General features: G+C 70.4%; 17 protein-coding genes. 5 read left to right on the forward strand and 12 right to left on the reverse strand.

The genetic code is table 11. The features are described from left to right. Positions 1 to 9 precede the first annotated feature (9 nt). Positions 10 to 1071: a DUF7847 domain-containing protein gene (locus ACZ68P_RS00520; RefSeq protein WP_471000436.1), complete on the forward strand. Its 1062-nt coding sequence runs from the start codon at positions 10 to 12 to the stop codon at positions 1069 to 1071. A gap of 34 nt (positions 1072 to 1105) precedes the next feature. Here ACZ68P_RS00520 and ACZ68P_RS00525 read toward each other — a convergent pair whose 3' ends face one another. The 9 genes from ACZ68P_RS00525 to ACZ68P_RS00565 form a co-directional block, all read right to left on the reverse strand. Beyond that, a complete protein-coding gene (locus tag ACZ68P_RS00525; RefSeq protein ID WP_471000439.1) occupies positions 1106 to 1471 on the reverse strand; it encodes a VOC family protein in 366 nt (121 codons plus the stop codon). 53 nt (positions 1472 to 1524) lie between these two features. After that, entirely contained in the window at positions 1525 to 1863 is a 339-nt protein-coding gene (locus ACZ68P_RS00530) for a metal-sulfur cluster assembly factor (RefSeq protein WP_365715235.1), read from the reverse strand. After that, positions 1860 to 2321, reverse strand: a complete 462-nt coding sequence (sufU, locus tag ACZ68P_RS00535; RefSeq protein WP_365715234.1) for a Fe-S cluster assembly sulfur transfer protein SufU — start codon at positions 2319 to 2321, stop codon at positions 1860 to 1862. Before sufU ends, ACZ68P_RS00530 begins: the two co-directional genes overlap by 4 nt. A gap of 9 nt (positions 2322 to 2330) precedes the next feature. Then, a complete protein-coding gene (locus ACZ68P_RS00540; RefSeq protein ID WP_365715233.1) occupies positions 2331 to 3599 on the reverse strand; it encodes a cysteine desulfurase in 1269 nt (422 codons plus the stop codon). Next, on the reverse strand, positions 3596 to 4360 hold the full coding sequence (gene sufC, locus ACZ68P_RS00545) for a Fe-S cluster assembly ATPase SufC (RefSeq protein ID WP_365715232.1): 765 nt from the start codon (positions 4358 to 4360) through the stop codon (positions 3596 to 3598). Before sufC ends, ACZ68P_RS00540 begins: the two co-directional genes overlap by 4 nt. Before the next feature lie 7 nt (positions 4361 to 4367). After that, positions 4368 to 4685 (reverse strand): bifunctional 3-phenylpropionate/cinnamic acid dioxygenase ferredoxin subunit, encoded by a 318-nt coding sequence (locus ACZ68P_RS00550; protein ID WP_365715231.1) that lies wholly within the window; start codon positions 4683 to 4685, stop codon positions 4368 to 4370. Beyond that, positions 4685 to 5866: a Fe-S cluster assembly protein SufD gene (sufD, locus tag ACZ68P_RS00555; protein ID WP_471000444.1), complete on the reverse strand. Its 1182-nt coding sequence runs from the start codon at positions 5864 to 5866 to the stop codon at positions 4685 to 4687. Before sufD ends, ACZ68P_RS00550 begins: the two co-directional genes overlap by 1 nt. A gap of 86 nt (positions 5867 to 5952) precedes the next feature. Further along, a complete protein-coding gene (sufB, locus tag ACZ68P_RS00560; RefSeq protein ID WP_365715229.1) occupies positions 5953 to 7368 on the reverse strand; it encodes a Fe-S cluster assembly protein SufB in 1416 nt (471 codons plus the stop codon). Next, entirely contained in the window at positions 7365 to 8093 is a 729-nt protein-coding gene (locus ACZ68P_RS00565; protein ID WP_365715228.1) for a helix-turn-helix transcriptional regulator, read from the reverse strand. Before ACZ68P_RS00565 ends, sufB begins: the two co-directional genes overlap by 4 nt. A 179-nt stretch (positions 8094 to 8272) precedes the next feature. Here ACZ68P_RS00565 and ACZ68P_RS00570 point away from each other — a divergent pair, with 179 nt between their 5' ends. From ACZ68P_RS00570 to ACZ68P_RS00580, 3 genes are all read left to right on the forward strand, one after another. Next, on the forward strand, positions 8273 to 9199 hold the full coding sequence (locus ACZ68P_RS00570) for an ABC transporter ATP-binding protein (protein WP_471000447.1): 927 nt from the start codon (positions 8273 to 8275) through the stop codon (positions 9197 to 9199). Next, on the forward strand, positions 9196 to 9975 hold the full coding sequence (locus ACZ68P_RS00575; RefSeq protein ID WP_471000451.1) for an ABC transporter permease: 780 nt from the start codon (positions 9196 to 9198) through the stop codon (positions 9973 to 9975). The genes ACZ68P_RS00570 and ACZ68P_RS00575 overlap by 4 nt, the downstream gene beginning before the upstream one ends. A gap of 75 nt (positions 9976 to 10050) precedes the next feature. After that, positions 10051 to 11019, forward strand: a complete 969-nt coding sequence (locus ACZ68P_RS00580; RefSeq protein ID WP_471000453.1) for a COX15/CtaA family protein — start codon at positions 10051 to 10053, stop codon at positions 11017 to 11019. Positions 11020 to 11177: 158 nt separating this feature from the next. Here ACZ68P_RS00580 and ACZ68P_RS00585 read toward each other — a convergent pair whose 3' ends face one another. The 3 genes from ACZ68P_RS00585 to ACZ68P_RS00595 all read right to left on the reverse strand — a co-directional run bounded on the left by ACZ68P_RS00585 (position 11178) and on the right by ACZ68P_RS00595 (position 13782). After that, positions 11178 to 12317 (reverse strand): amidohydrolase family protein, encoded by a 1140-nt coding sequence (locus ACZ68P_RS00585; protein WP_471000455.1) that lies wholly within the window; start codon positions 12315 to 12317, stop codon positions 11178 to 11180. A gap of 93 nt (positions 12318 to 12410) precedes the next feature. Beyond that, positions 12411 to 12731, reverse strand: a complete 321-nt coding sequence (locus ACZ68P_RS00590) for a hypothetical protein (RefSeq protein WP_365715223.1) — start codon at positions 12729 to 12731, stop codon at positions 12411 to 12413. A gap of 103 nt (positions 12732 to 12834) precedes the next feature. Further along, on the reverse strand, positions 12835 to 13782 hold the full coding sequence (locus tag ACZ68P_RS00595; protein WP_365715222.1) for a heme o synthase: 948 nt from the start codon (positions 13780 to 13782) through the stop codon (positions 12835 to 12837). Between the two features lie 340 nt (positions 13783 to 14122). Between ACZ68P_RS00595 and tkt the strand changes: the two genes are divergently transcribed. Then, positions 14123 to 16210, forward strand: a complete 2088-nt coding sequence (gene tkt / locus ACZ68P_RS00600) for a transketolase (protein ID WP_471000459.1) — start codon at positions 14123 to 14125, stop codon at positions 16208 to 16210. Positions 16211 to 16243 lie beyond the last annotated feature (33 nt).

The following is a 16243-nucleotide window of genomic DNA, read 5'->3' on the forward strand; positions in this document are numbered from 1 at the left end:
GTGTCCCGCATGACGCATCACTCGGGACCGTACGGCTACGGCTACGCTCCCCCACCGCCCCCGCCGAAGCCCGGCGTGATACCCCTCGTGCCGCTCAAGCTGAGCGAGATACTGACCGGCGCCTTCGCGACCCTCGGCCGCCACTGGAAGCAGCTCATGGGGGTGACGCTGGCCGCCTACGGCACCGCGACGCTGGTGGTGGCCGCCGCGATCTGGATCGCCTACGCGGCGGTCGGCGACCACCTGCCCGGGCTCTTCGACCTCTCGGGGAACCAGGAACCGTCCTGGGACGACGTGCGGCCGCTGCTGATCGCGTTCGGCGTCGTCTGGCTCGTCGCCATGATCGCGATGATCGCCGCGAGCGGCGTGGTCTACGCCGCCTGCCCCGCCGTCCTCCAGGAGGCGGTGCTCGGCCGCCCCACCACCTTCGGCGCGGTGTGGCGCCGTGCCTGGGCGAGCATGCCCGCGGTCCTCGGAACGGTCTTCCTGACCATGCTGGTCATGCTGCTGCCGATGGCCCTCTTCGGCGCGGCCTTCGTCGGGCTGATGGTGGCGGCCCTCGCGGCGGCCGACGACTCGGGCCCGGTCTCCTGGGGCCTGCCGGCCCTCGGCCTGGTCGGCGCGCTGGTGCTGATCCCCCTGGCGACCTGGCTCTGGGTGAAGCTGAGCCTGGCCCCGTCGGCGGCGGTCTTCGAGAGGCAGCGCGCGGCGGCGGCGATGCGCCGCTCGTGGCGTCTGGTGGACGGCTCGTGGTGGCGGATCTTCGGGGCCCTGCTGGTGGCGGGCGTCATCTCCGGGGCGGCCGGCTCCCTCTTCCAGGCCTTCGCCCAGCTGTTCTCGACCCCCGCGACCTTCTCCGCGCAGAGCGCCCCCGAGTCCCCTGGCGAGCTCCTGGCCGAGATGGCGCCCTTCCTGGCGGTCAGCATGATCCTGTCGGTGCTCGGCCAGATCGTCGTCTCGGTCTTCCCGCCGCTGGTCACCAGCCTGATCTACGTCGACCAGCGCATCCGCAAGGAGAACCTGGCCCCGGCCCTCCTCCAGGCGGCCGGGGACCCCACGTCCGGCCGGTGAGCGACGTCCTCACCCGGGCGGTGGGCGGTTCCCCTCAGTCGACCAGCGACTTCTTCGGCCGCAGCACGCAGAACTCGTTGCCCTCCGGGTCGGCGAGGACCACCCAGGTGACGTCCTCGCCCTGTCCGACGTCCACCCTCCGGGCCCCGAGGCCGACGATCCTCTCGACCTCGGCGTCCTGGTCGTCGGGCGAGAGGTCGAGGTGAAGCCGGTTCTTGACGGTCTTGGACTCGGGCACGGAGAGGAACACGATGCCGGGCAGGGCGTGCTCCCCCGCGCCGATGACGATCTCCTCCTCGTCCTCGTAGAGCACCTTCCAGTCGAGCACCCGCGTCCAGAACTCGGCCTGGCGCTTGGCGTCGTGCACATCGATCGCGATCTGGTACAGAGAAACGGCCATGCCCGCCAGTGTGCCTGGCGGGCATGGCCGTTCACCGTATTTCCGGCGGAAGGTCAGACGTTGAAGCCGAGCGCGCGCAGCTGCTCGCGGCCGTCGTCCGTGATCTTGTCCGGGCCCCACGGCGGCATCCAGACCCAGTTGATCTTCAGTTCGCTGGCGATGCCGTCGGTGGCGGCCTTCGCCTGGTCCTCGATCACGTCGGTCAGCGGACAGGCCGCCGACGTCAGGGTCATGTCCAGCGTGACGATGTTGGAATCGTCGATGTGGATGCCGTAGATCAGCCCGAGGTTGACCACGTCGATGCCCAGCTCGGGGTCGACGACGTCGTACAGCGCCTCGCGGATCTCTTCCTCGGAGGCCGGCTTCATCGTGGCCTCGGCGTTCTCGGTCATGCCGACTTCCTCTCCGCGTCGCCCAGCGCCTGGGCGGTCGCGTCCTTCCACGCCATCCAGCTGAGCAGCGCGCACTTGACCCGGGCGGGGTACTTGGAGACTCCGGCGAACGCGACCGCGTCCTCCAGGATCTCCTCCATCGCGTCGTCCGGCTCGAGCTGGCCCTTGGACTGCATCAGCTCCAGGAACGTGCCCTGGATCTTCTGTGCCTCGGCCAGCTCCTTGCCGACGAGCAGTTCGTTGAGCACGGACGCCGAGGCCTGGCTGATCGAACAGCCCTGGCCCTCGTACGACACGTCCTCGATCCGCGACCCGGCGTACTTCACCCGGAGCGTGATCTCGTCGCCGCACGTCGGGTTGACGTGGTGCACCTCGGCATCGCCGTCCCGAAGACCGCGCCCGTGGGGGTGCTTGTAGTGGTCCAGGATGACGTCCTGGTACATCGAATCCAGCTTCACGAGAATCCCCTAGCCGAAGAAGTTCCGTACGTGCTCCAGACCCTCGACCAGGGCGTCGACCTCGGCCGGGGTGGAGTACAGATAGAACGACGCCCGCGTGGTCGCAGGAATTCCGTACCGCAGGCAGACCGGCCGCGCGCAGTGGTGGCCGACCCGGACCGCGATGCCCTGCTCGTCGAGGACCTGGCCCACGTCGTGCGGGTGGATGTCCCCGAGCGTGAACGAGATCGCAGCGCCGCGGTCCTCGGCCGTGGTGGGGCCGATGATCCGCAGGTCCGGGACCTCCAGGAGGCGACGGACGGCGTACTCGGTGATCGCGTGCTCGTGGCGCGCGATGTTCTCCATGCCGATCGCCGAGAGGTAGTCCACGGCCGCGCCGAGGCCGACGGCCTGGGCGATCGGGGGCGTACCCGCCTCGAACTTGTGCGGCGCCGGGGCGTACGTCGAGGAGTGCATCGACACGGTCTCGATCATCTCGCCGCCGCCGAGGAACGGAGGCAGGTCCTCCAGGAGCTCCTGCCGTCCCCACAGCACGCCGATGCCGGTCGGGCCGCACATCTTGTGGCCGGTGAAGGCCACGAAGTCGGCCTGGAGGGCCTGCACGTCGAGGACCATGTGCGGCGCGGCCTGGGAGGCGTCGATGCAGACGAGCGCACCGACCTCCTGGGCGCGCCGGATGATCGCCTCGACCGGGTTGACCGTCCCCAGCAGGTTCGAGACCAGGGTGAACGAGACGATCTTGGTCTTCTCGGTGATGACCTCTTCGATGTTCGACAGGTCGAGCCTGCCGTCGTCGGTGAGGCCGAACCACTTCAGCTTCGCGCCCGTGCGCTGCGAGAGCAGCTGCCACGGCACGATGTTGGAGTGGTGCTCCATCTCCGTGATGGCGATCTCGGTCTCGTGGTCCACGCGGTAGGGCTCGTCGGCCCAGCCCAGCATGTTGGCCACGAGGTTGAGCGACTCGGAGGCGTTCTTGGTGAAGATCACCTCGTCGCGGCTCGGCGCGTTGATGAACGCCGCGACCTTGTCACGGGCGCCCTCGTAGAGCGCCGTCGCCTCCTCGGCGACCGTGTAGACGCCGCGGTGGACATTGGCGTTGTGGCGCTCGTAGTAGGTGTTGAGCGCGTCGAGCACCTGGCGCGGCTTCTGCGAGGTCGCCGCGGAGTCCAGGTACACGATCTTCTTGCCGTCGTGGACCACGCGATCCAGGAGCGGGAAGTCCTTGCGGATCGCCTCGGTGTCGAGGAGGCCGGAGAGCCCCTGATGGGCAGAAGTCACGCGGATGCGCCACCCTTCACGTACTTGTCGTAGCCCTCGTTCTCCAGCTGGTCGGCGAGCTCGGCGCCGCCGGACTCGGCGATCCGGCCGTTCGCGAAGACGTGCACGAAGTCGGGCTTGATGTAGCGCAGGATGCGCGTGTAGTGGGTGATCAGCAGGGTGCCGACCTCGCCGCTCTCACGGACGCGGTTGACGCCCTCGGAGACGACGCGCAGGGCGTCGACGTCGAGGCCCGAGTCGGTCTCGTCGAGGATGGCGATCTTCGGCTTGAGGAGCTCCAGCTGGAGGATCTCGTGGCGCTTCTTCTCACCGCCGGAGAAGCCCTCGTTGACGTTGCGCTCGGCGAAGGCCGGGTCCATCTGGAGCTGCTCCATGGCGGACTTGACCTCCTTCACCCAGGTGCGCAGCTTGGGGGCCTCGCCGCGGATGGCGGTGGCGGAGGTGCGCAGGAAGTTGGAGACCGAGACACCGGGGACCTCGACCGGGTACTGCATGGCCAGGAAGACGCCGGCGCGGGCGCGCTCGTCGACCGACATCTCCAGGACGTCCTCACCGTCGAGGGTGACGGTGCCGCCGGTGACCGTGTACTTCGGGTGGCCGGCGAGCGAGTACGCCAGGGTCGACTTGCCGGAGCCGTTGGGGCCCATGACGGCGTGGGTCTCGCCCTGCTTGATGGTCAGGTCGACACCCTTGAGGATCTCCCGGGGGCCGTTCTCGGCCTCGACGGAGACGTGCAGGTCGTGGATTTCAAGCGTTGCCATGGGTGACTCAGGACTCCTGGGTGACGGAGACGAGCACATCGTCCCCTTCGATCTTTACGGGGTATACGGGGACGGGGCGCGTCGCGGGAAGGCCGGACGGCTTACCGGTGCGGAGGTCGAAGCTGGAGCCGTGCAGCCAGCACTCGATGGCGCAGTCCTCGACCTCGCCCTCCGAGAGGGAGACGTTCGCGTGCGAGCAGATGTCGTTGATCGCGAACACCTCGCCCTCGGTCTGCACGACAGACACCGGCGTGCCGTCGACCTCGACCCGCTTGGGGGTGTCGCTCTCCAGCTCGCTCAGCGCGCAGACTCGGACGAAGGCCATCAGACGGAAGCCTCCAGCTCGGCCTCGATCTTGGCGAGGAGGCGCTCCTGGACGTCCGGCAGACCGATCTGCTGGACCAGCTCGGCGAAGAAGCCGCGGACGACGAGGCGGCGGGCCTCGATCTCCGGGATGCCGCGGGCCATCAGGTAGAAGAGCTGCTCGTCGTCGAACCGGCCGGTGGCCGAGGCGTGACCGGCGCCGGCGATCTCGCCCGTCTCGATCTCCAGGTTCGGGACGGAGTCGACCCGGGCGCCATCCGTGAGGACCAGGTTCCGGTTGAGCTCGTAGGTGTCGGTGCCCTCGGCCTTGGCCCGGATGAGGACGTCCCCGATCCAGACGGCGTGCGCGTCCTGGCCCTGCAGCGCGCCCTTGTAAGCCACGTTGGACTTGCAGTGCGGGGTGTTGTGGTCGACCAGGAGGCGGTGCTCCTGGTGCTGGCCCGCGTCGGTGAAGTAGAGGCCGAACAGCTCGGCCTCGCCACCGGTGCCCGCGTACTCGACGCGCGGGTGGATGCGGACCACGTCGCCGCCGAAGGTGACGATGACCGACTTGAAGCTCGCGTCGCGGCCGACGCGGGCGTTGTGCTGGGCGACGTGGACGGCCTTCTCGTCCCAGTCCTGGACGGAGACCACGGTGAGCTTGGCGCCGTCACCGAGGAGGTAGTCGACGTTGGCCGCGAGCACCGCGTCGCCGGTGTGGTCGATGACCACGACGGCCTCGGCGAACGCGCCGAGCTCGATCACCTGGTGGCCGAAGGCGATGCCGCCCTGGCCGTGCACGGCGATCCGGATGGGCTCGGTGAGGACGGTCTCCTTGGCGACGGTGACGACCGAGGCCTTCTCGAAGGAGGAGTACGCCTGGGCGGCGACGCGGTCGACGGGCGTGCCCGCCTTGCCGAGCCGCGCGTCGTCACGGCCGACGGTCTCCACGGTGACGCCCTCGGGGGCCTCGATCTCCACCTTGACGCCCTCGCCGCTCGCGACGGCGGTGCCGTCGTGCAGGCCGCGCAGGCGCTCCAGCGGGGTGAACCGCCACTCCTCCTCGCGGCCGTGCGGGACCGGGAAGTCCGCGACGTCGAAGGACGGGGGCGCGCTCATGCGCGTGGCGACGGTGGACTCGGCGGCCACCGCGATCGAGCCGGCGGTGGTGGAGCCCGCCGGGATGTTCTGAGCCTCAGCCATGGCTGTCGTCTTGCTCTCTTCCTACGTTTCGATCCTCGGCCCGCCGCAGAGGGCGGGCCGCTAGCTGGTGGTGGGGCGCCGGAACGTCAGCCGACGGACCCTTCCATCTGCAGCTCGATCAGCCGGTTCAGCTCGAGCGCGTACTCCATCGGGAGCTCCTTGGCGATCGGCTCGACGAAGCCGCGCACGATCATGGCCATGGCCTCGAACTCGGTCATGCCACGGCTCATCAGGTAGAAGAGCTGGTCCTCGGAGACCTTGGAGACGGTGGCCTCGTGCCCCATGGAGACGTCGTCCTCGCGGACGTCCACGTAGGGGTACGTGTCCGAGCGGGAGATCGTGTCGACGAGCAGCGCGTCGCACAGGACGTTCGACTTGGAGCCAGGGGCGCCCTCGCCGATCTCGATGAGACCGCGGTAGGAGGTGCGGCCGCCGCCTCGCGCCACAGACTTGGAGACGATGTTGGAGGAGGTGTTCGGGGCCATGTGGACCATCTTGGCGCCCGCGTCCTGGTGCTGGCCCTCGCCCGCGAAGGCGATGGACAGGGTCTCGCCCCTGGCGTGCTCGCCCATGAGGTAGACGGCCGGGTACTTCATGGTGACCTTGGAGCCGATGTTGCCGTCGACCCACTCCATGGTCGCGCCCTCGTAGGCCACGGCGCGCTTGGTGACCAGGTTGTAGACGTTGTTCGACCAGTTCTGGATCGTGGTGTAGCGGCAGCGGCCGCCCTTCTTCACGATGATCTCGACGACCGCGGAGTGCAGGGAGTCCGAGGAGTAGATCGGGGCGGTGCAGCCCTCGACGTAGTGGACGTAGGCGTCCTCGTCGACGATGATCAGCGTCCGCTCGAACTGGCCCATGTTCTCCGTGTTGATACGGAAGTAGGCCTGCAGCGGGATCTCGACGTGCACGCCCTTCGGCACGTAGATGAACGATCCGCCGGACCACACGGCCGTGTTCAGGGAGGCGAACTTGTTGTCGCCGACCGGGATGACCGTGCCGAAGTACTCGCGGAAGAGCTCCTCGTGCTCCTTCAGCGCGGTGTCGGTGTCGACGAAGATGACGCCCTGCTCCTCCAGGTCCTCACGGATCTGGTGGTAGACGACCTCGGACTCGTACTGGGCCGCGACACCGGCGACGAGGCGCTGCTTCTCCGCCTCGGGGATGCCGAGCTTGTCGTACGTGTTCTTGATGTCCTCGGGCAGTTCCTCCCAGGAAGCGGCCTGCTTCTCGGTGGAGCGCACGAAGTACTTGATGTTGTCGAAGTCGATGCCCGACAGGTCGGAGCCCCAGCTCGGCATGGGCTTCTTGTCGAAGAGGCGCAGACCCTTCAGCCGCAGCTTCAGCATCCACTCCGGCTCGTTCTTCTTCCCGGAGATGTCGCGGACGACGGCCTCGGAGAGACCTCGCTTCGCGGTGGCACCGGCCGCGTCCGAGTCGGCCCAGCCGTACTCGTACCGACCCAGGCCCTCGAGCTCGGGGTGGCTGATCTCGGTGGTCATGCGGGGTTCCTCCCGGCCGTACTTGCGGATGCTGACGATGGTGTGGTCTGAGGGGCGCTGTGCGGGATGAACGTGGTGCAGACGCCGTCACCGTGGGCGATGGTGGCCAGGCGCTGGACGTGCGTTCCCAAGAGGCGGGAGAAGATCTCCGTCTCCGCCTCACACAGCTGGGGATACTGCTCGGCGACGTGGGCGACCGGGCAGTGGTGCTGGCAGAGCTGCTCGCCGACCGGCGCGTTCCGCGCAGTGGCAGCGTACCCGTCAGCGCTCAGCGCCTTGGCAAGGGCCTCGGTGCGCTGGGCGGGCTCCGCCGACTCGACGGCCTCGCGGTACGCCTCCGCCTGAGCCTCCAGACGGTCGCGGGCGAACGCGGCGACGGCCGCCTCGCCCCCGGCGTTCTTCTCGATCCAGCGCAGGGCGTCCACGGCCAGCGAGTCGTACGACTGGTCGAAGGCGTCCCGGCCGCAGTCGGTCAGCGCGAAGACCTTGGCGGGGCGACCGCGGGTGCGGGCTCCGTAGACGCGCTTCTCGCGGGCTTCGACGACGTTCTCGGCGACGAGCGAGTCGAGATGGCGGCGCACGGCCGCCTGGGTGAGGCGCAGGCGCTGCGCGAGGTCGGCGACCGTCGAGGGGCCGTGGTCCAGGATGGACCGCGCGACCCGGTTGCGAGTGGATCGCTCACCGGTCGCGAGTTCCTCCAGGGGAGCCTCTCCGACGTTTTTCACAACGCCATTGTTGCGTAATTCCTTCGGGAGTGACAAGCGACGCGGATCTCGGCGACGGTGCCGTACATCACGCAGGTAAGGCTTACCTGACCTGGGGCAATGATCATTCGTAGGACGAATGACCCCGGATTTCCGGCCCCGCGCCGGGAGCCCGCGCGCGACCTCTCTAGACTTCCGGCATGCGATACGAGTCCGTCGTCCAGGTCCGGGGCCTGGTCAAGCGGTACGGGAACAAGACCGCCGTCGACGGCCTCGACCTCGACGTCCGGGCGGGCACCGTCACCGCGATCCTCGGCCCGAACGGCGCCGGGAAGACCACCACCGTCGAGAGCTGCGAGGGCTACCGGAAGGCCGACTCCGGCACCGTCCGGGTCCTCGGCCTCGACCCGGTGGCCGACGCGGCCGCGCTGCGCCCCCGGATCGGCGTGATGCTCCAGTCGGGTGGCGTCTACTCCGGCGCCCGCGCGGACGAGATGCTCCGCCACATGGCCAGGCTGCACGCGCACCCCCTGGACGTGGACGCCCTGATCGAGCGGCTCGGCCTCGGCTCCTGCGGCCGGACCACCTACCGCCGGCTCTCCGGCGGCCAGCAGCAGCGCCTCGCGCTCGCCCTGGCCGTCGTCGGCCGCCCCGAGCTGGTCTTCCTCGACGAGCCGACTGCCGGGCTCGACCCGCAGGCCCGCCACGCCACCTGGGACCTGGTGCGCGAGCTGCGCGCCGACGGCGCGACGGTCGTCCTGACCACCCACTTCATGAACGAGGCCGAGACCCTCGCCGACGACGTCGCGATCATCGACGCCGGCAAGGTCGCCGCCCAGGGCAGCCCCGAGGAGCTGTGCCGGGGCGGCGCGGAGAACACCCTGCGCTTCACCGGCCGCCCCGGCCTGGACCTCGGCTCGCTGCTCAAGGCCCTGCCCGACGGCACGGCCGCCGCGGAGCCGCTGCCGGGGACGTACCGGATCAGCGGCGAGGTGGGGCCCCAGCTGCTCGCCACCGTCACCAGCTGGTGCGCCCAGCACGGCGTCATGCCGGACGGCATCTCGGTGGAGCGCCACACGCTCGAGGACGTCTTCCTCGAACTGACCGGCAAGGAGCTGCGCGGATGAGCACCGGTACGGGTACGGGCACCTACGCGCCGAAGCCGGGCGCGGCCCCGGTCGGACGGATGATCGCGGCGCAGACGGCGCTGGAGACGCGGATGCTGCTGCGCAACGGCGAGCAGCTCCTGCTGACCGTGATCATCCCGTCGCTGCTGCTGGTGCTGTTCTCCACGGTCGACATCGTCGACACGGGCACGGCGGAGGCCGTCGACTTCCTCGCCCCCGGCGTCCTGGCGCTCGCCGTAATGTCCACGGCCTTCACCGGTCAGGCCATCGCCACGGGCTTCGAGCGCCGGTACGGGGTCCTCAAGCGGCTCGGGGCGTCCCCGCTGCCCCGCTGGGCGCTGATGACGGCCAAGACCCTGTCGGTGCTGCTCACCGAGGTCCTCCAGATCGCGCTCCTGACCGCGATCGCGCTCGGTCTCGGCTGGTCGCCCCGGGGTGACGTGTTCTCCGTCCTGCTGCTGCTGCTCCTCGGCACGGCCGCCTTCTCCGGCCTCGGGCTGCTGATGGCGGGCACGCTCAAGGCGGAGGCGACGCTGGCCGCCGCGAACCTGGTCTTCCTGCTGCTCCTGGTGGGCGGCGGGGTGATCGTGCCGCTGGAGAAGTTCCCCGGCGCGGCCCGCGCGGCCCTGGAGCTGCTGCCGATCTCCGCGCTCTCGGAGGGACTGCGGGACGTGCTGCAGGGCGGCGCCTCGCTGCCGTGGGGCCAGGCGGCGGTCCTCACGGTCTGGGCCGTGCTCGGCCTCGGCGCGGCGGCGCGGTTCTTCCGCTGGGAGTGACCACGGGGTGACGTTCCGGGACAACCCGGTTCGTACCCCACCCCTCGTGAAAGCGTGCACAAGCCCCCGCCTACGATGGTTCCCGTGCTGACCCCCCTCGCCTACATCGCCCAGCGCTGGACGCCGTCCCCCCGGACGCTCCGGCGCGCCGCGCTCTCCGCCGTCGTGATGAGCGTGGCCATCATCGTCACGGGTGGCGCGGTCCGGCTGACCGGTTCCGGTCTCGGCTGCGACACCTGGCCCAAGTGCACGGACGACAGCCTCTTCGCCACACCCGAGCAGGGCGTCCACGGCGCCATCGAGTTCGGCAACCGGATGCTGACGTACGTCCTGTCCGCCGCCGTCGGCTGGGCCATCATCGCCGCGCGCTCGACCAAGCCGTGGCGGCGCGGGCTGACCCGGCTCGGCTGGGCGCAGTTCTGGATCGTGGCCAGCAACGCGGTCATCGGCGGCATCACGGTGTGGATGGGCCTCAACCCGTGGACCGTCGCCGGGCACTTCCTGGCGGCCAACGCGCTCCTCACCGTCGCCGTCGTCACCTGGCAGCGCACCGGCGAGGGCGACACCACGCCCCGGCCGCGCGTCCCCCGGCCGGTCAGCAAGCTGTCGTGGGCGATCATCGGCGCCTCGGCGCTGCTGATCGTGCTCGGCACGGCGGTGACCGGCTCCGGCAAGCACGCCGGCGACAAGAGCGAGGTCCCGCGCATGCCGTGGGACTGGACCGCGGCCGCGCACGTGCACGCCATCGCCGCGTGGGTGGTCTGCGCGCTGGCGCTCGCCATGTGGCTGGTCCTGCGGGTGGTGGACGCCCCGGACGACACCCGGGCACGCGCCCGCGACCTGCTGATCGTCCTGCTCGCCCAGGGCGGCCTCGGCTACCTCCAGTACTTCACCGGGGTGCCCGAGCTCCTGGTGGGCGCCCACATGCTCGGCTCCTCGCTGATGTGGATCGCCGTCCTCCGGCTCTCTCTGAGCCTGCGCGAGCGCCCGCCGGCCGCCCCGGGAATCCCGGCGCAGCCGGACGCCGCGCTCGCCACCGCGTAGGACACGCAGCACGGGCGCTCACGCACGGCGGGGGACAGCGCTCGTCTCCGCGGAGGACACACCCGGGCTCTCACGCACGGCGGGGGCCACGCCCGGTGCTCACGCCCGCGGAGGACACGCCCCGGCGCTCCCGCGCCGCGGGGACCGGACCGCGGCGCTCACCACGCGAGACGTGTGAGCCCGCCCCCGAGAGCGGGGTCCGGACCGGCGGCCGACTGGCCGTCCAGGCCGTAGACGCGGCGCGCGTTGCCCGCCGCGATCATGGTGGCGACGCGTTGCGCGTCCGTACGGGACCAGGCGCCGTCGCCGACCCACTCGCCGAGCACACGGGCGAGCGCGCTTCGGAAGACGCTCGCCGCGACGACGTGGAGCTCGGGCAGCGCCCGCGCGCCGCTGGAGAAGAGCAGCTTGCCGAAGGGCGCCAGCTCCAGGAGCTCGGCGAGGACGGCGGCCGCCCGCGCCCCGGTCCGGGCGAGGACCGGTCCGAGGTCGGCGTAGACGTGCGGAAAGGCCTGGGCGAGCTGCGCCGCCCGGCGGTGGTGGGGGTATCCGTGCAGCAGGACCAGGTCGGTGCCCAGGCCGCTCGTGGCGCTGGCGAAGCCGGCCAGCCCGGCGAGGTCCCCCGACCCCGCGTGCAGCTGGAGCGGGCGCCCCGAGGCGACGGCGATCCAGAGCAGATGGCGCAGCAGTACGGGGTCGGTCAACCGGCCCCCGGCCCCGCGCCGGGCCAGCCAGCGGCCCGCGGCCCCGCGCACCTCGCCGGGGCCCGGCGGGTCGGGGGTGTGCGCGAGTCCCCTGCGGGCGCCGTCGGCCGAGGTGAAGGCGACGGCGGTCGCGGCGGCGCCGTGGACGGCCTCGACGAGGTTGGCGAGGAGCGCCTCGACGGTCCCGGAGGTGTCGGCGACCTGCTCGGCGAGCGGCTCCAGGCGGACGATCTCATGGGCCTCTGCGTCGCCCGCGGCGGCGATCTCGGCCGGCCCGGTCAGGTCCCCCGGCGCCCCGGTGTCCACCAGATAGGTGCTGATCCCGGAGGCGCGCAGCAGCCGGCGTCCGGTCTCCAGGACGCCCAGTTCCCGGCGGCGGGCCAGATAGCGCGCCGGTGTGCAGTGCGGCTCCAGACCGAGCAGGGGCGGGCACCAGCGGCGTACCGCGAAGCCGGTCTGGGTGTCGAAGAAGGTGGTGCCGGGCGCGGCCCGTCCGGGCGCCGTGCCGAGCTGGGCCTCGAAGGTGCCGAGGCCGAGCTCCGTGCGGAGCACCCCGTGGCAGTGCTGGTCCACCAGGCTCGGGGTCTCGATCATGCGGGGGGCTCCCTGTGTGGACGTGCTTGCACACGTCCTAACGGGTGAGCCCCGCGCGAGGTTGTTGCCTCCGTGACAAGTGAGCGGTCCCGCTCACTTGTCGGACGGACCACCGATCTGGATGCCCGCCATCCGGGTCCACTCGTAAGGGCCGGTGACGACCTTGGCGGCGAACTCGCCGTCGAACTCGTCGTGGAGGGTCAGTCCGGCCTTCTCGGCGGCCTGCTGGGCGACCGGGAACGAGGGCGCCACGAGGTCGCCCCAGCCGCCGTCCTCGCCGACGAGGACGATCCGGGTGCCCATCTGGCCGATGTACGCCAGCTGCCCCTCGGCGCCGCCGTGCTTCTCGGAGAACGCCTGGATCTGCTTGGCGAGCTTGGCCGCCTTGCGCTCTGCCTGCTTCGTGTCTGCCATGTGCAGGATGCTACCGAGCGGTAGATCCAGTGGCGACGGCCGGGGCGTGTGGGGTGTCCCACGCGCTCCGGCCGTCGGTACAAGCCTGGAAGGTCCGGTTCCGCTACCTCAGGAAGGGGTCCACCGCGACCGCGACGAAGAGCAGCGAGACATAGGTGATCGACCAGTGGAAGAGGCGCATCTCCTTGAGCTTCGCGCCGGTGGCGCCGCCCTTGGCGCGGTTCAGCAGCCCGTGCGCCTCCCACAGCCACCAGCCGCCGGTCAGCAGCGCCACGGAGGTGTAGAACCAGCCGGTGTAGCCCAGCGGGGTCAGCAGCAGCGAGACGGCGACCATCACCCAGCTGTAGAGGACGATCTGCTTGGCCACGACCTTGTTGGAGGCGACGACCGGGAGCATCGGCACGCCCACGCGCGCGTAGTCGTCCTTCACCTTCATCGACAGCGGCCAGTAGTGCGGCGGCGTCCAGAAGAAGATGACCAGGAAGAGGATGACCGCGGCCCAGGACATCGAGTTCGTGACGGCCGACCAGCCGATCAGGACCGGCAGACAGCCGGCGATCCCGCCCCAGACGATGTTCTGCGCGGTGCGGCGCTTCAGGATCATCGTGTAGACCACGACGTAGAAGAGCAGCGCGCCGAGCGAGAGCGCGGCGGAGAGCCAGTTGACCAGCAGGCCGAACCAGAGCGTGGAGACCACCGCGAGCGTGAGGCCGAAGACGAGGCCCTCGCGCGGCGAGACCATGCCGGTGACCAGCGGACGCTGGGAGGTGCGGTCCATCAGCGCGTCGATGTCGCGGTCGATGTACATGTTCAGCGCGTTCGCGCCGCCCGCCGACAGATAGCCGCCGAGGCAGGTGGCGAGGACGAGCCACAGGTCCGGCACGCCCTGCTCGGCGAGGAACATCACCGGCACGGTCGTGATGAGCAGCAGCTCGATGATCCGCGGCTTGGTCAGCGCCACGAACGCCTTGACACGGGCCCCGAACGGCCGATGGCCCCCCGGGCTGGGAGTCAAGACGACCCCTGCGGGTCGGGACTCGACGGCCGTCACGCACACCCCTGACAGAGAATTTCCCAGCAAGCTCCCCGGCGAGGTCGGGGTGAAGACTTGCGCGTACCACGCCACTCTAGACGCTGCCCGTACGCCGATCTTCGCCGGGGTGGGCTCGTGTTGGGAGGGGTCGTTCCGGGGCGTTTCGACGCCCCGTCCCACGGAGTGGACAGGGCGCCGGGAGGCGAAGTGACAGAGTCGCCCGCACTCTTGATGTATCCGCTCATTTGAGGGACAGCACTCGAAAAGATGGACGTTCTGTCGGGGGTAGGCTCGACAGCGCCGGTACACCCTCAGTCACCGGCTTATGCAGACATGTGGAGAGGAGCCCTGACTCAGGGTGAGCACTAAGCCGACCACCACAGACCTCGAGTGGACCGAGTTGGACCAGCGGGCCGTTGACACCGCTCGCATCCTGGCCGCGGACGCCGTACAGAAGGTCGGCAACGGCCATCCTGGTACGGCCATGAGCCTGGCCCCCGCCGCATACACCCTCTTCCAGCGGGTCATGCGCCACGACCCCGCCGAGCCGGAGTGGGTGGGACGCGACCGGTTCGTGCTGTCCGCCGGGCATTCGTCCCTGACCCTCTACACCCAGCTGTACCTGGGCGGTTTCGGTCTCGAGCTGGACGACCTGAAGGCGTTCCGCACCTGGGGCTCGAAGACGCCGGGCCACCCGGAGTACGGCCACACCAAGGGCGTGGAGACCACGACCGGCCCGCTGGGCCAGGGTGTCGCCAACGCCGTGGGCATGGCGATGGCCGCCCGCTACGAGCGCGGCCTGTTCGACCCGGAGGCGGCCCCCGGCACCTCCCCCTTCGACCACCACGTCTACGTGATCGCCGGTGACGGCTGCCTCCAGGAGGGCATCTCCGCCGAGGCGTCCTCGATGGCCGGTCACCAGAAGCTCGGCAACCTCATCCTGCTGTGGGACGACAACCACATCTCGATCGAGGGCGACACCGAGACGGCCGTGTCCGAGGACACGATGAAGCGGTACGAGGCCTACGGCTGGCACGTCCAGCGCGTCGAGCCGAAGGCCGACGGCGACCTGGACCCGGCCGGCCTGTACGCCGCCATCAAGGCCGCCGAGGCCGAGACCGAGCGCCCGTCGTTCATCGCCATGCGCTCGATCATCGCCTGGCCCGCTCCGAACGCGCAGAACACCGAGGCCGCGCACGGCTCGGCGCTGGGCGACGAGGAGGTCGCGGCCACCAAGCGCGTCCTGGGCTTCGACCCGGAGCAGAGCTTCGAGGTCTCCGACGAGGTCATCGGCCACACCCGCGCGCTCGGCGACCGGGGCCGCGAGGCCCGGGGCGCCTGGGAGAAGTCGCTCGCCGAGTGGCGCACGGCCAACCCGGAGCGCGCCGCGCTGTTCGACCGCATCCAGGCCAACGAGCTGCCCGAGGGCTGGGAGGCGAAGCTCCCGGTGTTCGAGGCCGGCAAGGGCGTGGCCACCCGTGCCGCCTCCGGCAAGGTCCTCCAGGCGCTCGGCTCGGTGCTCCCGGAGCTGTGGGGCGGCTCGGCCGACCTCGCGGGCTCGAACAACACCACGATCGACAAGACGTCCTCGTTCCTCCCCGAGGGCAACCCGCTGCCGGAGGCCGACCCGTACGGCCGCACGATCCACTTCGGCATCCGCGAGCACTCCATGGCCGCGGAGATGAACGGCATCGCGCTGCACGGCAACACCCGCGTCTACGGCGGCACCTTCCTGGTGTTCTCCGACTACATGCGCAACGCCGTGCGCCTGTCCGCGCTGATGCACCTGCCGGTGACGTACGTGTGGACGCACGACTCGATCGGCCTGGGCGAGGACGGCCCGACGCACCAGCCGGTGGAGCACCTCGCCTCGCTGCGCGCGATCCCCGGTCTGAACATCGTGCGCCCGGCGGACGCCAACGAGACCGCCATCGCCTGGCGGGAGATCGTCAAGCGCCACACGCGCGAGTTCGGCAAGGGCGCCCCGCACGGCCTGGCGCTGACCCGCCAGGGCGTGCCGACGTACGCGCCGAACGAGGGCACCGCCAAGGGCGGGTACGTGCTCTTCGACGCGGAGAACGGCGAGCCGGAGGTCGTGCTGATCGCCACCGGTTCCGAGGTGCACCTGGCCGTCGAGGCCCGTGAGCAGCTCGAGGCCTCCGGTGTCCCGACCCGTGTGGTCTCGATGCCGTCGGTGGAGTGGTTCGAGGAGCAGGACCAGGGGTACAAGGACGCCGTCCTGCCGCCGTCGGTCCGTGCCCGGGTGGCCGTCGAGGCCGGCATCGGTCTGACCTGGCACAAGTACGTCGGTGACGCAGGCCGGATCGTCTCGCTGGAGCACTTCGGTGCGTCGGCGGACGCCAAGGTCCTCTTCCGCGAGTTCGGGTTCACGCCCGAGGCCGTCGCCGCCGCGGCGCGGGAATCTCTCGCCGCCGCCTCGCGCTGACGCCCATACGTACGACTAATGGAGATGCAACTC

This window comes from Streptomyces sp. NPDC036822, assembly GCF_055609145.1.

What these genes read in the sequence shown, in the direction of transcription:
- ACZ68P_RS00520 (WP_471000436.1), top strand. Translation starts at nt 10, where the DNA reads ATGACGCATCACTCGGGACCGTACGGCTACGGCTACGCTCCCCCACCG.
- ACZ68P_RS00525 (WP_471000439.1), bottom strand. Translation starts at nt 1,471, where the DNA reads ATGGCCGTTTCTCTGTACCAGATCGCGATCGATGTGCACGACGCCAAG.
- ACZ68P_RS00530 (WP_365715235.1), bottom strand. Translation starts at nt 1,863, where the DNA reads ATGACCGAGAACGCCGAGGCCACGATGAAGCCGGCCTCCGAGGAAGAG.
- sufC (WP_365715232.1), bottom strand. Translation starts at nt 4,360, where the DNA reads ATGGCAACGCTTGAAATCCACGACCTGCACGTCTCCGTCGAGGCCGAG.
- ACZ68P_RS00550 (WP_365715231.1), bottom strand. Translation starts at nt 4,685, where the DNA reads ATGGCCTTCGTCCGAGTCTGCGCGCTGAGCGAGCTGGAGAGCGACACC.
- sufD (WP_471000444.1), bottom strand. Translation starts at nt 5,866, where the DNA reads ATGGCTGAGGCTCAGAACATCCCGGCGGGCTCCACCACCGCCGGCTCG.
- sufB (WP_365715229.1), bottom strand. Translation starts at nt 7,368, where the DNA reads ATGACCACCGAGATCAGCCACCCCGAGCTCGAGGGCCTGGGTCGGTAC.
- ACZ68P_RS00570 (WP_471000447.1), top strand. Translation starts at nt 8,273, where the DNA reads ATGCGATACGAGTCCGTCGTCCAGGTCCGGGGCCTGGTCAAGCGGTAC.
- ACZ68P_RS00575 (WP_471000451.1), top strand. Translation starts at nt 9,196, where the DNA reads ATGAGCACCGGTACGGGTACGGGCACCTACGCGCCGAAGCCGGGCGCG.
- ACZ68P_RS00580 (WP_471000453.1), top strand. Translation starts at nt 10,051, where the DNA reads ATGGTTCCCGTGCTGACCCCCCTCGCCTACATCGCCCAGCGCTGGACG.
- ACZ68P_RS00585 (WP_471000455.1), bottom strand. Translation starts at nt 12,317, where the DNA reads ATGATCGAGACCCCGAGCCTGGTGGACCAGCACTGCCACGGGGTGCTC.
- ACZ68P_RS00590 (WP_365715223.1), bottom strand. Translation starts at nt 12,731, where the DNA reads ATGGCAGACACGAAGCAGGCAGAGCGCAAGGCGGCCAAGCTCGCCAAG.